The sequence below is a fragment of the Massilia rubra genome, from assembly GCF_011682065.1.
Classification (GTDB): Bacteria; Pseudomonadota; Gammaproteobacteria; order Burkholderiales; family Burkholderiaceae_D; genus Telluria_A; species Telluria_A rubra.
In genome coordinates, this window is record NZ_VUYU01000025.1 from 25,358 (window position 1) to 40,771 (window position 15,414).

Consider the following 15,414-nt stretch of genomic DNA (forward strand, 5'->3'; position numbering starts at 1 on the left):
CGGCCTTTACTTGAGTTTCGGATCGAGCGCATCGCGCAGGGCGTCGGTCAGCAGCGAAAACGCCGTCACCAGCAGCGCCATGGCGCTCGCGGCGGCGGTGAGCTGCCACCATTTTCCGAGGATCAGTTCGTTCTGCGCTTCGTTCAGCATGCTACCCCACGACACCACGCCGACCGGCACGCCGAAGCCGAGAAAACTCAGGATCACTTCGGCCTTGATGAAGCCGACCGCCAGGATCGACAGCTGCACCAGGGCCACGTGGCTGACGTTGGGGAAAATATGCGAAAACATCTTGCGCCAGTGCGAGGCGCCGATGGCGTCGGCCGCCAGCACATACTCGCGCCCTTTGTGCTTCATGTATTCGGCGCGGATCAGGCGGTACGGCCCGGTCCAGCCGGTCAGCCCCAGGATGAGCACGATGGTGCTCACGCCCTTGTGTTGCAGCACGGCCGCCACCGCGAGGATCATCAGGATCGGGGGAATCGCGGTAAACACGTTGTAGAACCAGTTGAACAGGTCGTCGACCACGCCGCCGAAGTAGCCGGACAAGGCGCCGCCCACGGTGCCCAGCGCGACCGCCAGCAGCGCCGCCGCCAGCCCCACCACGATCGAGGTTTCGCCGCCCTTGATGGTTTTGAGCAGCACGTCGTGGCCCCATTTGTCGGCCCCGAACGGCAAGCTGGCCAGGCGCGGCGGAGGTGGGGCGGTGATGGCGGCGCCCTGCGCGGCGATGATGGCGGCGATCTCGCCTGCCAGCGGGTCGAACGCGTTCGGCGGCGGCGGCCCGCTGCGCGCCGCGCTGGCGCCCTCCCCCATGGCCCTGTCCGCACCGATGAACGATGGGGGCGCGTAGGTGACGCCCACCTCGTCTTCCCAGCCGGCCGCGACCAGGCCCGTGCTGGACAGGGCCAGCAGCGCCAGGAACAGCGCCACCACCGCCAGCGACGCCATGGCCACGCGGTCGGCGCGCAGGCGCCGCATGGCCAGGGTCCACAGGCCCGACTGGTGGCCCGGCCTCATGCGAGCTCGACGCGCGGATCGACCGCCTTGTACAGCAGGTCGGCCAGCAAGTTGAATACCATGGTGGCGGCGGCCACATACACGGTAATGGCTTTGATCACCGGAAAATCGCTGCGCTCAACCGCCAGGATGACTTCGCGCCCGATGCCGGGAATGCCGAAAAAGCGCTCCAGCAGGAACGCGCCGATCAGCAGCGCCGGCAGGTTCGCCATGACGTGCGTGATGATGGGAATGGCGGCGTTGCGCAGCACATGCACCCACTTGATGCGGCGCTCGGACAAGCCCTTGGCGCGCGCCGTGCGCACATAATCCTGCTGCACTTCGTCGAGCACGAAGCTGCGGTACAGGCGCAGGGTTGGCGCGACCGACACCGCCAGCCCGATCAGCACCGGCAGCGCCGCGTAGCGCAGCAGGTTTTCGCCCAGCCCGTTACCCCAGCCCTGCACCGGAAACAGCCCCAGCTTGTAAGCGAGCCCGTACTGGAAGGCGATGATGTACACCAGGATACTGACCGACATGCCGACCGTGCAGGCCAGCATCACCGCGCGGTCGGTCAGCGAGCCGCGCACGAAGGCCACGGCCAGCGCCAGCGCGATCCCGGTCACGGTTTCGAGCACGGTCAGCGGGATCAGCACCGTCAGCGACGGCCCCAGCCGGCTGGCGATGATGTGGGAAACCGGCTCGCCGGTGCTCCAGGCATTGCCGAAGTCAAACGTCACGATCTGCTTGACGAAGATCCACAGCTGCACCTGCAGCGGCTGGTCGGTGCCGAGCTGGCGCCGGATATTCTCGATCTCGGCGGCGTCGGACATCTTGCCGGCGAGCAGATACGCCGGATCGCCGCCGATCCAGTTAAACAGTATAAACACCAGCAGCACGACGCCGCCCATGGTGGGCAGCATCTGCCACAGGCGGCGCAGGATATAGGCAAGCATATTGGTGCGGCGCGGTCCTTTCCTGGTGGGCGTGGGGGCTTGTTTCGCAGGCCATGACGATAGCGCATTTCGGCCCCGCGTGGTGATGCCGGGCGAACATGGCCTTGGTTGCCGCACAGAAAATAATCTTCGTTGACGGCAGACAACGCAGACAAATTCAAGTACAAATTTGTAGCGTCGGGAAACTGTTGTTTCGCTGCCAAACTAGCCCGTGTGTACATTGACAGTCAGACATTGAGATGTTGAGATGTGTGCGCTTGGAAAATGTTCTCACCAACTATTTCACAAGAAAACGAGAGACATCATGTATTTTTCGCCGATCTCAGCAAGCCTGTGCTGGGAATCGGGCACAAAGCGAAATATGCATGCAGATATAGAAGTTTTTAACATTGATACCCTCTGGAGTTACACATGTTTAGAAAAACCGTAATGGCGCACGCCGTCTCTGTGGCGCTCGCTTCGGCAGCATTCACCCTGGCCGCACCGGCCATGGCGCAAGACCCGTCAGGCCCGATCCAACGCGTTGAAGTGACCGGCTCGAGCATCAAGCGTGCTAGCGCCGAAAGCGCTTCCCCGGTCCAGGTCATCACCGCGCAAGACATGGCCAAGTCCGGCAAGGGCACGGTCGCCGAATACCTCCAGACCCTGACCGCCGATGGCGCCGGCTCGCTGCCGACCGGTTTCGGCAACGGTTTTGCCGCCGGTTCGACCGCGATCTCGCTGCGCGGCCTCGGCGCCACCTCGACCCTGGTGCTGCTCAACGGCCGCCGCATGGCGCCGTTCGCACGCGCCGACGATGGCCAGAAGAGCTTCACCGACCTGTCGACCATCCCGATGGAAGCGGTCGAGCGCATTGAAGTGCTGAAAGACGGCGCTTCCTCGACCTATGGCGCGGACGCGATCGCGGGCGTGGTGAACATCATCCTGCGCAAGGATTTCACGGGCTTGATCGCCAAGGGCACGCTCGGCCAGTCCAAATACAAAGACGGCGAAATGGCCAAGGGCTCGCTGACCTGGGGCAAGGGCAACCTGGAAGCCGACGGTTACAACGTGCTGGTCAACGCCGAGTACTACACCAACAACGAACTCAAAAACAAAGACCGCGCCGACCGCGCCTGGATCGGCCACGGCGACCTGCGTCCGTACGGCTACAACATGGATACCCAGTTCGCCTCCGGCTACCTGGCCGGCAGCAACAACACCGGCGCCAGCCCGACCGGCTCGATCCGCAATCCGGTCACCAACACCTATGTGTCGCTGCCAGGCTGCACGGCCCTGTCGCAAACCAAGAACAGCGATCCGCAGGGCGGCTGCCTGTGGCACCACGACCAGTTCCGCTCGATGCAGCCCCAGGTCGACGGCTTGAACCTGTACACGCGCGCCAGCAAAAAACTCGGCGACGACCTGCTTGTGTACGGCGAAGTGGGCTACTCGAAACGCGACACCTCGTTCACCCTGGTTCCGGGCGAAATCACGCGCACCTATGCCGGCCCGCCATCAGCGGGCAACCCGACCGGCGTGACCAACTGGGGTTCGGGCGCCGGCACCACCATGCAACTGGCCGCCAACCACCCGCAAAACCCGTACGGCGTGCCGGTCCGGGTGCGTTATTCGGCCTTCGACGTCGGCCCGAGCGAGCGTTCGGTCAACAATGAATTCAACCGCATCGTGGTGGGCCTCAAGGGCGCGGCCATGGGCTGGGATTTCGACACGTCCTACGTGCATTCCGAGTCCAAGCTCGATCTCTTGTACAGCAACATGCTGAACCTGCGCGTGGTGCAGGCGGCGCTGGGCAATTCGGCCAGCCCGTACTTCCCGTACTACCTCGGCGAGCAGGCCGGCAAGAACCCGGCCTCGCTGTACCAGGCCATGGTGCGCACCGCCACCTCGCATTCGACCACCAAGCTCGACATCGTCGACTTCAAGGCTTCGCGCGAGCTGTTCCAGCTGCCGGGCGGCGCCCTGGGCCTGGCCGTGGGCGCCGAACACCGCCGCGAAAAACTCGACAATCCTTCCCTGTCGGGCACCGAAGACGGCTCAATCAACTCGTCCTACGTGGCGGCCAAGGGCGAAGAGAAAATTTCGGCCGTGTTCCTCGAAATCGCGGCGCCGGTCCTGAAATCGGTGGAACTGTCGGGCGCGCTGCGTTACGACAAGTACACCAACTTCTCCTCGACCACGCCGAAACTGGGCGCCAAGTGGACCCCGATCAAGAGCTTCGCCGTGCGCGGCACCTATTCGGAAGGCTTCCGTGCGCCGGGCGCGGCTGAAGCGAGCGCCTCGTCGCGTTCGACCGGCACCGCCACCACGCGCGATCCGGTCCGTTGCCCGGGCGGCACTCCGGCAGCCGGCGGCGGCAGCGCCACCGATTGCTTGATCTCGCTGGCGGCGGTCAAGGTCGGCAATCCGGCCCTGAAACCGGAAACCTCGAAAGGCATGACGCTCGGCATGGTCTGGGATCCGCTGAACGATACCAGCCTGTCGGTCGACCTGTGGAAGATCAAGCGCAGCGACGAGATCAATCCGCTGCCGTACAACGAAGCGGCGGCCCTGCCGACCGCGGTGCGCGCCGATAACAACCTGGTGGTCGGCGGCGTGGCCATTCCGAACACCGGCACCATCCTGATTTCGAACGCGCCGTACCGCAATTCGAGCTACACCGAAATCAAGGGTGTCGACTTCGACATCAAGCAAAAGTTCCGCCTCGGCGACTACGGCCGCGCCAACCTGGGCCTGACCTGGACCTACATCGATTCGTGGATCCGGGCCGAGTCGGCCGCCGTCAAGTACGAGTACGCTGGCACCCACGGCAACTGCGACACCTCCAACTGCGCCGGCACGCCCAAGCAGAAGATCAGCTTCGTGGCAGGCTGGGACTGGAACGACCTGAACGTCACCGCCACCACCAACTACCGTTCGAAGATGAAGAACGTGGGCTTCGAAGGCGACCTGTGCGCATCGAAGTTCGCCAACGGCGCCTCGGCCCCGAACGCGGAATGCACCCTCGCTTCGTTCACCTCGACCGACCTGTCGGTGCGCTACAACGTGTCGAAGAACTTCCAGGTGTTCGGTTCGATCAACAATCTGTTCGACAAGGTCGCACCGCTCGATGCCTACACCTACGGCGGCATGAGCTACAACCCGATGGACGCCAGCGGCGCCATCGGCCGCTACTTCAAGGCCGGCGCGCGCTACCAGTTCTAGCCTGATCCGGTAAGCCATCACAAACCACAGGGGCGGTGCTCAGGCACTGCCCTTTTTCATGCGCGTCTTGTTCATATGTATATGCGCAGCGGGCGTTTGTGTTGCAGCGCAGCAGACAATTCCCGCAGGAACATGCTTGCTGACTGGAAGCTTACTTTGCAATCAAGCTAAACAATTTATCTATTTTCGTTGTATTTCGATCAAACCCAATCTTGTTCGATTGACACCCGCAGTTACTGATGATTCTATAGTCCCCTCTCACTTTTGGATGGAGTTGAACAGCATGATGAAGCCAACCGTATTATCCCTGTCGTTGGGCGCGATGTTTGCAGCCGGCGGCGGTTTTGCAGGCACGGCGTTCGCACAGGACGGCCAGCCAATGCAACGCGTCGAGATCACCGGATCGTCGATCAAGCGCATTCAAAGCGAAACCGCCAACCCGCTCTCCATCATCAAAGCCGACGAGTTCATCAAGCAGGGATTGACCACGGCCCAGGAAGCGCTCTCGCGCATTCCCTCGAACCAGAGCACCATGGGCAGCGGCAACGTCGTTGGCGGCAACAGCAGCGGCCTGCCGACCGGCGGCCAGGCCAGCGCCGACTTGCGCGGCCTGGGCGGCGACAAGACCCTGGTGCTGCTCAACGGCCGGCGCCTCGCCAACCACCCGTACGACAGCTCCAGCGTCGACCTGAACATGATTCCCCTGTCCGCCCTCGACCGGGTCGAAGTGCTGCGCGACGGCGCCTCGGCCATCTACGGCACCGACGCCATCGGCGGCGTGATCAACTTCATCACCAAGCGCTCGGTCACCACCACCACCATCACCGGCGAAATCGTGCGTCCGCGCAAGGACGGCGGCGATGAAAAGCGCGTCAACCTGTCCAGCGGCTTCGGCAACCTCGACAAGGACGGCTTCAACGTCTTCGGCGTCGTCGACTGGCACGAGCAAACATCGATCAATTCGCAGCAGCGCGAATTTTCCAAAACCGGCATCGTCGCCAGCCGCGGCCTGAACCTCACTTCCGGCACTACCTTCCCCGGCAACTACTACGATGCGGGCGCCGACAAGTCCGGCAATCCGGGCTGGGCCACCGGTTGCAATCCGCCCTTCTCGGTACCGAACGCGGCCGGCATCTGCCGCCAGGATTACACGCGCCAGATCGACAGCATGCCCGACCAGGAGCAACTGGCCCTGTTCGCGCGCGGCAGCATGAAGCTCGGCGCCGACCACCTGGCCACCCTGGAATTCTTGCATTCGCAAAACGACGTGACCTCGCGCACCGCGCCGCCGCCGCAGACCGGCCTGATCCTGCCGAACACCAGCAAGTACTATCCGAAGACCGGCGTGTCCGGCCAGCCGCTGTCGGTCAACTGGCGTCCGACCGAAGCGGGCCAGCGCACCATCGATTCGACCGGCAAGGCCGACCGCGTGGTGCTCGGCATGGAAGGCTTGCTGGCGGGCTGGGATTACAAGGGCGGCCTGGCGCACTCGATTTCCAAGTCGAGCGAAGATTTTGTCAACGGCTACGTGGCCGACGCCTCGTTCGCGGCCGGCGTGGCCAATGGCATCCTCAACCCGTTCGCGCTGCAGGATGCGGCCGGCAAGGCTTACCTGGACAGCACCGCCCTGCGCGGACGCGTCCAGAGCGCCGAAGTGAAGAACACCAGCTTCGACTTCAAGGCCAGCCGCGACATCATGGCCATGGGCGGCGGCCAGATGGCGGTGGCGGTGGGCACCGAGATCCGGCGCGAGACGGCCGACTTCAACGTCAACCGCGCGATCGCGTCGCAGGCGTCGAGCTCGGGCTTGTCGGGTTCGCTGTCGAAAACCGGTTCGCGCAATATCCAGGCCGTGTTCACCGAGCTGAACCTGCCGTTCACCAAGGAACTGGAAGTGCAGCTGGCGGCCAGGTACGACCGTTACAGCGACGTCGGCAACACCACCAACCCGAAGATCGGCCTGCGCTACCAGCCGACCCCGCAGTTGCTGGTGCGCGGTTCGGCCAGCACGGGCTTCCGCGCGCCGACCCTGTTCGAAAAGAACGGTCCGCCGTCGCGCAACGATACCAACGACAGCTACAGCGATCCGATCCTGTGCCCGGGCGGCAAGCCGCAGCCAGGCTCGAATCCGCTGCGCGATTGCGACCTGCAACAGTTCAAGCTGCAAGGCGGAAATATCAACCTGAAGCCGGAAAAATCGAAGTCGTTCTCCTTCGGCGCCGTGATCGAGCCGATCCCGAGCGTGACGATCGCCGCCGACTACTGGAACATCCAGTTGAAGGACAAGATCGCCGCCCTGCCGGAACAAACCATCTACGGCAACTACGAAAAGTACAAAGCCTTGTTCCTGCGTAATCCGGACGGCTCGCCGAACGCGATCGAAGACTTCCTCAACAACCTGGGCGAAGTCAAGACCGACGGCGTCGACCTGAGCGCCACCCTGCGCCTGCCGCGCACCAGCGTCGGCAACTTCACCGTGACGGTGGACGGCACCTACGTGCACAAGTACGACTACCAGAACGAGCGCAATGGCGAGTTCATCCACAACGTGGGCCGCTACGCCGACATGGCGCCGGTGTTCCGCTGGCAGCACACCGCCGCGCTGAACTGGAACAGCGGCCCGTGGGGCGCGACCCTGTCGCAATCGTTCAAGTCCGCGTACCAGGATCAGAACCAGGTCGAGCCGGAGTTCAAGCACAAGGTCGAGGCCTACAGCCTGCTGAACCTGTCGGGCAGCTACAGCGGCATCAAGGGCCTGACCCTGACCGCCGGCCTGAAAAACCTGCTCGACGAACAGCCGCCGTTCTCGAACCAGGGCACCCTGTTCCAGAAGGGCTACGATCCGCGCTTCAGCGATCCGATCGGACGCGCGGTGTACCTGCGCGCCAGCTACGCGTTTTAAGCGCTCTTAGCCTTCCAGGCTGACCAAAAAACCGCCGGATGCGAGTCTGGCGGTTTTTTTTCGTGCGCGCGCCGGCGCGGCGAATCGGGCTTGCGCCGCTCACACCATGCGCGCGCAATTTGCAGCGACCGTGCTTGCGATCGCGGCGCGCGTCGCTTTGCGCATTGGATAGTCTGCGAGAACACGGTCGAACGTCAGCGCAATCGATACAATGCGCTCAATGGCACTGCGGGCACGCTCCAGTGCGATGCCATTGCGCTCAGCAAGCTTTAGCAAATGCACTTTTGCCGGATGAAGGCTTTCGCCGTCGACATCCATCTGGTGATGTCCGGCAGGACCGTGGCAATACGTCAGGTCGTAACACGGGGCAAGCGCCCATGTCAGCGACTCATCCATCCTGAAGGAGAAATTCTTGGTGTGGTCGTCCCGATTGTTGAATACGACATTGAAGACGCACCGCTCGTACGCCTTGAGCACTTCGGGCTCACTCAGTGTCAAGGCGCGCGTTGTCCGCAGCAAGGTTTCATAACCGGTATTCGGAAGGCGGAAATTCAGATTCAAGGCCCCCGCCAGCGTGTGAACGGGCACCTTCATTGCGTCAGCGCGGTCAAACCGTTCGATGCCAAATGCGGCCGTTTTGGGCCCCAGCACAAAATGCCTGGTCGCCGGCACATCCAGGCCGCAGTCGCGGGCGGTTTCGGAATAGGCATGTTCAATTGCGCAGACTTCCTTGTGCTCATCTTGCCCAGGAAACTTCACCAGCCACGGCGTACCCGGCCCATCTTCCAATGTGCTGATGATTCCTGACGTCGCGTCGTACTGCACCAGCACTTTTGGCCGGGCGCCGTGCGGCGAGCCGCCGAGCAGGATCAGCTGTTTCAACGCCGCAGTATCCTTATCGGCAACAACAAGCTGGATTTCCTTCGCAAGGTCGACCAGTTTCACATCCTGCGGTGTGAGTGCAATGTCCGTCGCCGGCGAAAAGCTGAGGGCGCCCAGCGCGCGGCTTCCAATGAAGGCTAATCTGTCCAGCGCCGAGATCTCATGCGCGCGCTTTTGGAAGTGTTTCTTGAAAAACCGGTCCATGAGAAGCAAGCCCCATCCGTCCGGTAGTGCATCGGCGAGCAAGCCAGGTAGCTGGAGTTGCTCCCTCGGAAAATCTCTGTAGCTGTCTACCGACAAAGGCATGCGGATCGGGGACAACTCGACGCCCTTGGCGCGTGCCTCGGGCGAGTACTCGAACACCACCTGGCGGCCGTCGCTTGCGATATAGCCCAGCGGCCACGACTGCCCCCATCCGCAAAATTGCACCTGTAGCTTTTGCATCAGCGTCCCTTAGGCCTCAGCTTGCGCGGTGCGCGCATGCGCTTTCCGTGTTCAGCGTCACGCTCCATTTGCGCAATCGACAGGCTTTTCAAAGCGAAGCTGTCCTGCAGCTCGCTTGCCATGCCAAGCGCCAGCACAGCACGAATAAAGTTTTCGAACGTGCAATCGCCACCCGTCTCCAGCCGTTGCAGCGTGGCCTTGCCCATCCCGGCGCGCTCGGCTAACGTTTCCAGGGTAATCCCTTTGATAAGCCGTCGCTGCCTGAGGCGCGCGGTCAGCTCTTCACGAATCTCTTTTTCGGTTGCCAGCGAAAATTCCAACATTGCCCCCTCCCAATCGCCAACTTGGCGGACGAACACGCCAAGCAATCTCATAAAATATCATATTTGATAAAAGATGAAAGGATTCTTTATATAATACATCGATTTTGATATTTTATAGAGTGGACACACATCTTCCCGCGTTGTTCCCAAAAAAGCAGGAACAGCTTACTATCGCGGGAAATGTTATCAGTTTGATCGTGTCGGTCCGGGTCCGTTAAAATTGCCCAAGTACCATGAAATGGTAAGGTCGCCCGGGCCTGCGTGCCGAATGGAAGCATGAGCAATTGTAAGTACTGAACATCCCCCCCTTCCCTTAACACTGGAGCCTTTACCCATGAAGTGCATTCTCGCCAGTCTCATCGTGCTCGCCACCTGCGGGAGCGCCCTGACCGGGGCCGATGAACCGGCGCGCCATTCCTACATGCCCGCGCAGGGCTATGTTCCCGATGCGGCGACAGCGGTGACCATTGCCATCGCGGTACTGTCACCAATTTACGGTGCAAGCAAAATCAAGGGCGAAGCGCCGTTCATCGCGACATTGAAGGATGGGGTGTGGATCGTCAGCGGCACCTTGCCGCCGAACATGTATGGGGGCGTCGCGGTGATCGATATCTCCAGGACTAACGGCACGATACTGCGGGTAAGTCACGGCAAATGAGTTTCAGGCAAGGCTACAGGGGCCACCCGGGTGATCGCTTACCCGTGTGCGATGGTGGCGCGCCTTGAGACGCTGGCCAGACGCCGGCCGCCTTTCACTCGCTGCTCATCGTCGCAACGCTCTTTCCACAAAGGCAGTGTGACGCCGGCGCGCCCGGCCAGGGTCTTGAGAATCTCCGGTTGCCCATTGGCCAGCTCGATCAAGAGCCGGGTCGAGGCGTCAGGATAAGAATCTTCGTTTTCATAGCAAGTACGGATAGCGACGCACCGAGATACATCAAATACAGATCGATACCGCAAGCAACTTTGCGCAAGATCATGAAGCGAGCTCCTCTTCCTCCGATACTGAAAGATTCCCATCCCCGGACCGTGACCATGCTGACTCTGAAAATTGGCGCCGCCCGCGATGGCGACGTGATCATCGCGGGCGCCGGCCCGGCGGGCGCATCCGCTGCCGCCCATCTGGCCGACGCCGGCTTTTCCGTCATCCTGATCGACCACCAGCAATTCCCGCGCGATAAAGTCTGCGGCGACTTCGTCGGCCCGGCCGCCCTGCTCGAACTGCACAGCCTGGGCATCGCCGGGCTGCCCGCGTTCCGGCAAACGAATATCATCGACGAGGCCGCGCTGTACCTGAACGGGCGCCACTTGATCACCCATCCCATCCCGCGCATGCCCGGCATGCCCGCGCACGGCCGGGTCATCGAACGCAAGGCGCTCGACCAATGGATCCTTGAGCGGGCGCGCGCCGCCGGCGCCCGGGTGATCGAAAACACCCGCGTGCAAGGCTTCGCGATCGAGCCCGACGGCGTGTGCGTGAGCCTCAAAGGCCCGGCCGGGCCGGCCACCCTGCGCGCGCAAGCCCTGATCGGCGCCGACGGCAGCAGTTCGGTGGTGGCGCGCCTGCTGCGCGGCCACGCCGTGCCGGACCGCAACCGCATCATCGCCATGCGCGGCTACCTGGACGGCTTGCCGGACACGGGCAACCGCTGCGACCTGTACTTTTCCAACGAAACCTTCCCCGGCTATTACTGGCTGTTCCCCACCGGCCCGCACTCGGCCAATGTCGGCATCGGCATGGTGCGCGAAACCCTGCCGCGCAATGAGGAACACCTGCGCCAGCTGATGCTCGACCTGATCTCTGGCGACCCGGCCCTGCGCGCACGCCTCGGCGGCGCGCAACTGCGCGCTCCGCTGGTCGGCTGGCCGCTGACCACCTACGACGCCGCCCTGCCCTGCGTGGGCGAACGGGTGCTGCTGGCGGGCGACGCCGCCGGACTGATCAACCCGCTCAATGGCGAAGGCATCCAGTACGCCATGCTGAGCGGGCGCTGGGCCGCCGAGACCCTGCTCGCGGCGCGCGCGCGCAACGACTTTTCGCAGCCCAGCCTGCTGCCCTACGCGCAGCGCATCGAACGCGAGCTGCGTTTCGACATGGCGCTGGCGCGCCTGCTCGTGCAACTGATCCGCAACCGCCACCTGACCCCGGTGTGGCTCGAGGCCTTGCACATCATCGTGGCGCGCGCCCGCGTCGACCCGGCCTATGCCGAGATCACCGGCGGGGTGCTGGCCGGGCTGGTGCCGGCGCGCCGCGTGCTGGGCGCCGACATCGTGCGCAAGAGCGCCTTGCAGGCGCTGTTGTCGCTGGCCGGGATGGGCGCGAAACACCTGCTGCGCGGGCGCGCCCACTGCGTGCGCATCGGCCTGCAAACCGGCACGGCGGCGGCCGGCGTGGCCGTGTCGATGGCAGCCGATCCGCGCGCCGCGCTGGCCTGGGGCATGGGGGTGGCCGGCAGCGCGCTGGAACTGGGCGGCGGCATGGCCGGCGCGCTGCTGCGCCCCGCCGCCCAGGCGATCACGCCGATCGATGCCGATTACAAATCGCGCTCGATCATGTAAAGCACCACCTCGCGCAAGAAGCGCTTGTGCTCGGAGTCGGGCAGCGCGCCGAAGTGCTGGTCGAATTCGTGCAGGGCCGCGCCGGCCAGCTGGCGCGCGCTGCTGCGCGCATGGGCGATGCTGTCGTACTTGTCCATCGTGGCGCGCAGCCAATCGACCTCGGCTTGCCGGCGCGCGGCGCGCGGCACCGACAGAAAATCCCGGATGCGTTGTTTCTCTCCGTCGCTGGCATGCCCGACGGTGTGGATCAGCATCAGCGTGCGCTTGCCTTCCCAGAGATCGCCGTTGATTTCCTTGCCGTATTTGCCCTCGTCGGCGTCGAGGTTGAGGATATCGTCCTGGATCTGGAACGCCGCCCCCATGTAATAGCCGAAGCGGTCGAAGCGCTCGAGCGCGATGGCCCCGCCGCCGGCGACCAGGGCGCCGATGCGCAGCGGGTGCATGCAGGTGTACCAGCAGGTTTTCTTGAGCACCATGCGCAGGTAGTCTTCTTCGCTCAGCTCGGCCACGTTGTCGCGCACCCAGCCCAGTTCCAGCGCCTGGCCTTCCACCGTCTGGCACACCATGTGTTCGATCTCGTTGACGATGCGCCAGGTCAGCTGCGGGCCGACGATGCCCAGGTTGTTGAGCAGCAGGCGGATGCACAGCACCTGCATGGCGTCGCCCACGTTGAGCGCGACCGCCAGGCCCTGGTCGGCCTGCAGGGTAGGCAGTCCGCGCCGGCTTTCGCTGCCGTCTTCGATGTCGTCGTGGATCAGGAAGGCATTGTGGTACAGCTCGATGGCGACGGCCGACTCGAGCACCCGCCGCACCTCGCCGCCAAACGCGCAGCAGGCGGCGATGCACAGCGCCGGGCGCAAGCCTTTGCCCGAGCGCAGCGGATACACCGGCAACAGGTCGTACAGATAGCGCCGCGGCTCCTTGCTGGGCAGGTATTCCAGCAGGCGCGCCATGGTCAGTTCCTTGTAGCGCGCCAGGCTGGCCTCGACAAAACGGGACCGTCCGGCCGCCTCACTCACCGGGCGACTCGACCCGCACGGTGAGCACGGCGCGCACCTGGTCCAGCTGGCTGGCCAGCAGCAGCCCGGAATAGGTGCCCGGCGCCGCATCGGGCGGCACGCTGACGGTAATGAGCACCGTGGCCGAGCCGCGCGCGGGGATGGACAACTCCTCCGGCGCGAAACCGATCTGGACCGCCGCCAGACGGGCGCCGCTTTCGCTGAGCAGGTCGGAGCAGTGGAAGCGCAAGGTCGCGGTCGGCACATCGGCCGCGTTTTCCAGGGTCATCGGCACGCTCAGCGAGCCGCCCGGCGCGATCGGCTGCGGCATGGTGAGCGATGCGGTGGCGTCGCCGCCTTGTTTCGGCGCCGCCGCGCCGCCGGGGCGCACCGTGACCACCCGCTCCGACAGCGCACCGAGCGAATTGCTGGCCAAGACCACCATGTCGAGCAGGATGTCGACCACCTCGTGCGCATCGCGGCGGAAGCGCTGCATGACGTCGGCGGGGTCGCCGGCGCGCAGTTTTTCCACATCCACGAAACGCATTTCGACCCGTTTGGCGGCGGCCACGCCGAGGGCGATTTCCTCTTCCAGTGTCGAGGCGGCCTGCTGCACGATGCGCGAGGTGGTACCGGCCATGCGCACCAGGTAATCGAGTTCGGCCCGGCTCATGCTGATGTTGTCGCTTTCATTGCTTGGCATTGCTCACAGCTCCTGATGATGGTGATAACGGTTGTAAAAGCGGGGATGATCGGGCCTCGCCAGCGACCTCAGCCCGGCACCGGCACCGGCGTCGGCGTCGGCGTCGGCGTATCGTCGCGGCAGGCGAACAGGCGCGTGGTGCCGCGCACCGAAATGCTGGCAAACGGGTTGCCGAACACCTCGATGCCGATGGTGTAATCGCTACGCGCGCAGATCGGTTCGCACACGGTGATGCACACCGGTACCGGCTCGCGCGCGACCAGCTGCATGTTCATGCTGACCTGGAGCGGACGCTGCGGGTCGCTTGATAGCGTCACGTTGGCCGGCGCCGGCTCGAACGAGATCGAGACCGGGCACGGCTTGTCGAGTTTGAAGGTGTGTTCGAGCTGGGCCGATTGTTTCGGCCAGGACGTGATCGAGAGGGTTTGTTCGGGCATGATGGTTCTCCTTACAGGGTAAAGTTCAGGTTGCGGAGCGCGCGGCGCCGGCCAGTTCGCGCGGCAGGGCGAACACGACATGTTCCCGCACGCCGGGCCGATTGAGCACCGGGCCGGCGCCCCACTCTTCCAGGCGCGCCACCACCTGCCCGAGCAGCACTTCGGGGGTCGAGGCGCCGGAGGTGATGCCGACGCAGCGCCGGCCCTCGAACCACGCGCGCTGCAACTGGTCGGCGTGATCGATCAGATGGGCGTCCACTTGCTGCTGGGCGGCGATCTCGCGCAGGCGCTGCGAATTGGCGCTGGCGGGCGAACCGATCACCAGGATCAGGTCGCAGATGGCGGCCAGTTCCTTGACGGCCGACTGGCGGTTCTGGGTGGCGTAGCAGATGTCTTCCTTGCGCGGCCCGAGCAGCGCCGGAAAGCGTGCTTGCAGCGTTTGCAGGATCGGCTTGATGTCGTCGATCGAAAACGTGGTCTGGGTGGCGTACGCCAGGCGCGTGCCGTCCTGCACCTGGAGCCGCGCGGCTTCCTCGGCGGTGCCGACGACGTAGATGGCGCGTGCGCCCGCGCCGCTGTAGTGGCCGAGCGTGCCGATGATTTCGGGATGCCCTTCGTGGCCGATCAGGACCACTTCGCGGCCGGCGCGCGCGTGGCGCGCTACTTCCATGTGCACCTTGCCGACCAGCGGACAGGTGGCGTCGAACACGTGCAGGCCGCGCTGGCGCGCCTCGGCCGCGACCTCGGGCGCGATGCCGTGCGCGCTGAACACCACGATGCTGTGCTCGGGCACCTGCGCCAGTTCGTCGACGAATACCGCGCCGCGCTCGCGCAGCGCAGCGACCACATGGCGGTTATGCACGATTTCGTGGCGCACATAGACCGGCGCGCCGAACACGTCGAGGGCGCGTTCGACGATGTCGATGGCCCGCTCGACCCCGGCGCAAAAGCCACGCGGATTGGCCAACACGATTTGCATACGTCCTCCGGAGCGAAGACTGGATCAGTCC

The 15,414-nt window shown here is 64.0% G+C and carries 13 protein-coding genes; 4 read left to right on the forward strand and 9 right to left on the reverse strand.

What is annotated here, in order from left to right:
• Positions 1-6: 6 nt before the first annotated feature.
• Positions 7-1,020, reverse strand: a complete 1,014-nt coding sequence (locus F0185_RS26805) for an ABC transporter permease (RefSeq protein WP_167229817.1) — start codon at positions 1,018-1,020, stop codon at positions 7-9.
• Entirely contained in the window at positions 1,017-1,955 is a 939-nt protein-coding gene (locus F0185_RS26810) for an ABC transporter permease (protein WP_167229820.1), read from the reverse strand. The genes F0185_RS26805 and F0185_RS26810 overlap by 4 nt, the downstream gene beginning before the upstream one ends.
• A 411-nt stretch (positions 1,956-2,366) precedes the next feature.
• Between F0185_RS26810 and F0185_RS26815 the strand changes: the two genes are divergently transcribed.
• Positions 2,367-5,159, forward strand: a complete 2,793-nt coding sequence (locus F0185_RS26815) for a TonB-dependent receptor (RefSeq protein ID WP_223164587.1) — start codon at positions 2,367-2,369, stop codon at positions 5,157-5,159.
• Positions 5,160-5,442: 283 nt separating this feature from the next.
• The gene (locus F0185_RS26820) at positions 5,443-8,061 is read left to right on the forward strand and encodes a TonB-dependent receptor (RefSeq protein ID WP_167229822.1); all 2,619 of its coding nucleotides are present in this window, start codon (positions 5,443-5,445) and stop codon (positions 8,059-8,061) included.
• A gap of 99 nt (positions 8,062-8,160) precedes the next feature.
• Here F0185_RS26820 and F0185_RS26825 read toward each other — a convergent pair whose 3' ends face one another.
• Together F0185_RS26825 and F0185_RS26830 are read right to left on the reverse strand one after the other, a co-directional pair.
• Complete coding sequence (locus F0185_RS26825; RefSeq protein WP_167229825.1) at positions 8,161-9,387, reverse strand: type II toxin-antitoxin system HipA family toxin; 1,227 nt, start codon at positions 9,385-9,387, stop codon at positions 8,161-8,163.
• On the reverse strand, positions 9,387-9,761 hold the full coding sequence (locus F0185_RS26830) for a helix-turn-helix domain-containing protein (RefSeq protein WP_167229827.1): 375 nt from the start codon (positions 9,759-9,761) through the stop codon (positions 9,387-9,389). The genes F0185_RS26825 and F0185_RS26830 overlap by 1 nt, the downstream gene beginning before the upstream one ends.
• A 283-nt stretch (positions 9,762-10,044) precedes the next feature.
• Here F0185_RS26830 and F0185_RS26835 point away from each other — a divergent pair, with 283 nt between their 5' ends.
• The gene (locus F0185_RS26835) at positions 10,045-10,368 is read left to right on the forward strand and encodes an NTF2 fold immunity protein (protein ID WP_167229830.1); all 324 of its coding nucleotides are present in this window, start codon (positions 10,045-10,047) and stop codon (positions 10,366-10,368) included.
• A 38-nt stretch (positions 10,369-10,406) separates the two neighbouring features.
• On the opposite strand, the gene F0185_RS26840 is transcribed toward F0185_RS26835, so the two are convergent.
• Positions 10,407-10,571 carry a hypothetical protein gene (locus F0185_RS26840; protein WP_167229833.1) on the reverse strand — a complete coding sequence of 55 codons (165 nt, stop codon included), beginning with the start codon at positions 10,569-10,571 and terminating at the stop codon, positions 10,407-10,409.
• 171 nt (positions 10,572-10,742) lie between these two features.
• On the opposite strand from F0185_RS26840, the gene F0185_RS26845 reads away from it, so the two are divergent.
• Positions 10,743-12,266, forward strand: a complete 1,524-nt coding sequence (locus F0185_RS26845) for an NAD(P)/FAD-dependent oxidoreductase (protein ID WP_167229836.1) — start codon at positions 10,743-10,745, stop codon at positions 12,264-12,266.
• On the opposite strand, the gene F0185_RS26850 is transcribed toward F0185_RS26845, so the two are convergent.
• From F0185_RS26850 to ispH, 4 genes are all read right to left on the reverse strand, one after another.
• On the reverse strand, positions 12,242-13,285 hold the full coding sequence (locus F0185_RS26850) for a polyprenyl synthetase family protein (RefSeq protein ID WP_223164588.1): 1,044 nt from the start codon (positions 13,283-13,285) through the stop codon (positions 12,242-12,244). The genes F0185_RS26845 and F0185_RS26850 overlap by 25 nt on opposite strands.
• On the reverse strand, positions 13,278-13,967 hold the full coding sequence (locus F0185_RS26855) for a COG1470 family protein (protein ID WP_167229841.1): 690 nt from the start codon (positions 13,965-13,967) through the stop codon (positions 13,278-13,280). Before F0185_RS26855 ends, F0185_RS26850 begins: the two co-directional genes overlap by 8 nt.
• A 68-nt stretch (positions 13,968-14,035) precedes the next feature.
• On the reverse strand, positions 14,036-14,404 hold the full coding sequence (locus F0185_RS26860) for a hypothetical protein (RefSeq protein ID WP_167229844.1): 369 nt from the start codon (positions 14,402-14,404) through the stop codon (positions 14,036-14,038).
• A 25-nt stretch (positions 14,405-14,429) separates the two neighbouring features.
• Complete coding sequence (ispH, locus tag F0185_RS26865; RefSeq protein WP_167229847.1) at positions 14,430-15,383, reverse strand: 4-hydroxy-3-methylbut-2-enyl diphosphate reductase; 954 nt, start codon at positions 15,381-15,383, stop codon at positions 14,430-14,432.
• Between the last annotated feature and the right edge of the window lie 31 nt (positions 15,384-15,414).

Excerpts from the sequence above, each read along its gene's own strand:
- F0185_RS26830 (WP_167229827.1), bottom strand. The coding sequence starts at position 9,761 with ATGAGATTGCTTGGCGTGTTCGTCCGCCAAGTTGGCGATTGGGAGGGG.
- F0185_RS26855 (WP_167229841.1), bottom strand. The coding sequence starts at position 13,967 with ATGCCAAGCAATGAAAGCGACAACATCAGCATGAGCCGGGCCGAACTC.
- F0185_RS26810 (WP_167229820.1), bottom strand. The coding sequence starts at position 1,955 with ATGCTTGCCTATATCCTGCGCCGCCTGTGGCAGATGCTGCCCACCATG.
- F0185_RS26805 (WP_167229817.1), bottom strand. The coding sequence starts at position 1,020 with ATGAGGCCGGGCCACCAGTCGGGCCTGTGGACCCTGGCCATGCGGCGC.
- F0185_RS26820 (WP_167229822.1), top strand. The coding sequence starts at position 5,443 with ATGATGAAGCCAACCGTATTATCCCTGTCGTTGGGCGCGATGTTTGCA.
- F0185_RS26825 (WP_167229825.1), bottom strand. The coding sequence starts at position 9,387 with ATGCAAAAGCTACAGGTGCAATTTTGCGGATGGGGGCAGTCGTGGCCG.
- F0185_RS26835 (WP_167229830.1), top strand. The coding sequence starts at position 10,045 with ATGAAGTGCATTCTCGCCAGTCTCATCGTGCTCGCCACCTGCGGGAGC.
- F0185_RS26860 (WP_167229844.1), bottom strand. The coding sequence starts at position 14,404 with ATGCCCGAACAAACCCTCTCGATCACGTCCTGGCCGAAACAATCGGCC.
- ispH (WP_167229847.1), bottom strand. The coding sequence starts at position 15,383 with ATGCAAATCGTGTTGGCCAATCCGCGTGGCTTTTGCGCCGGGGTCGAG.
- F0185_RS26815 (WP_223164587.1), top strand. The coding sequence starts at position 2,367 with ATGTTTAGAAAAACCGTAATGGCGCACGCCGTCTCTGTGGCGCTCGCT.
- F0185_RS26845 (WP_167229836.1), top strand. The coding sequence starts at position 10,743 with ATGCTGACTCTGAAAATTGGCGCCGCCCGCGATGGCGACGTGATCATC.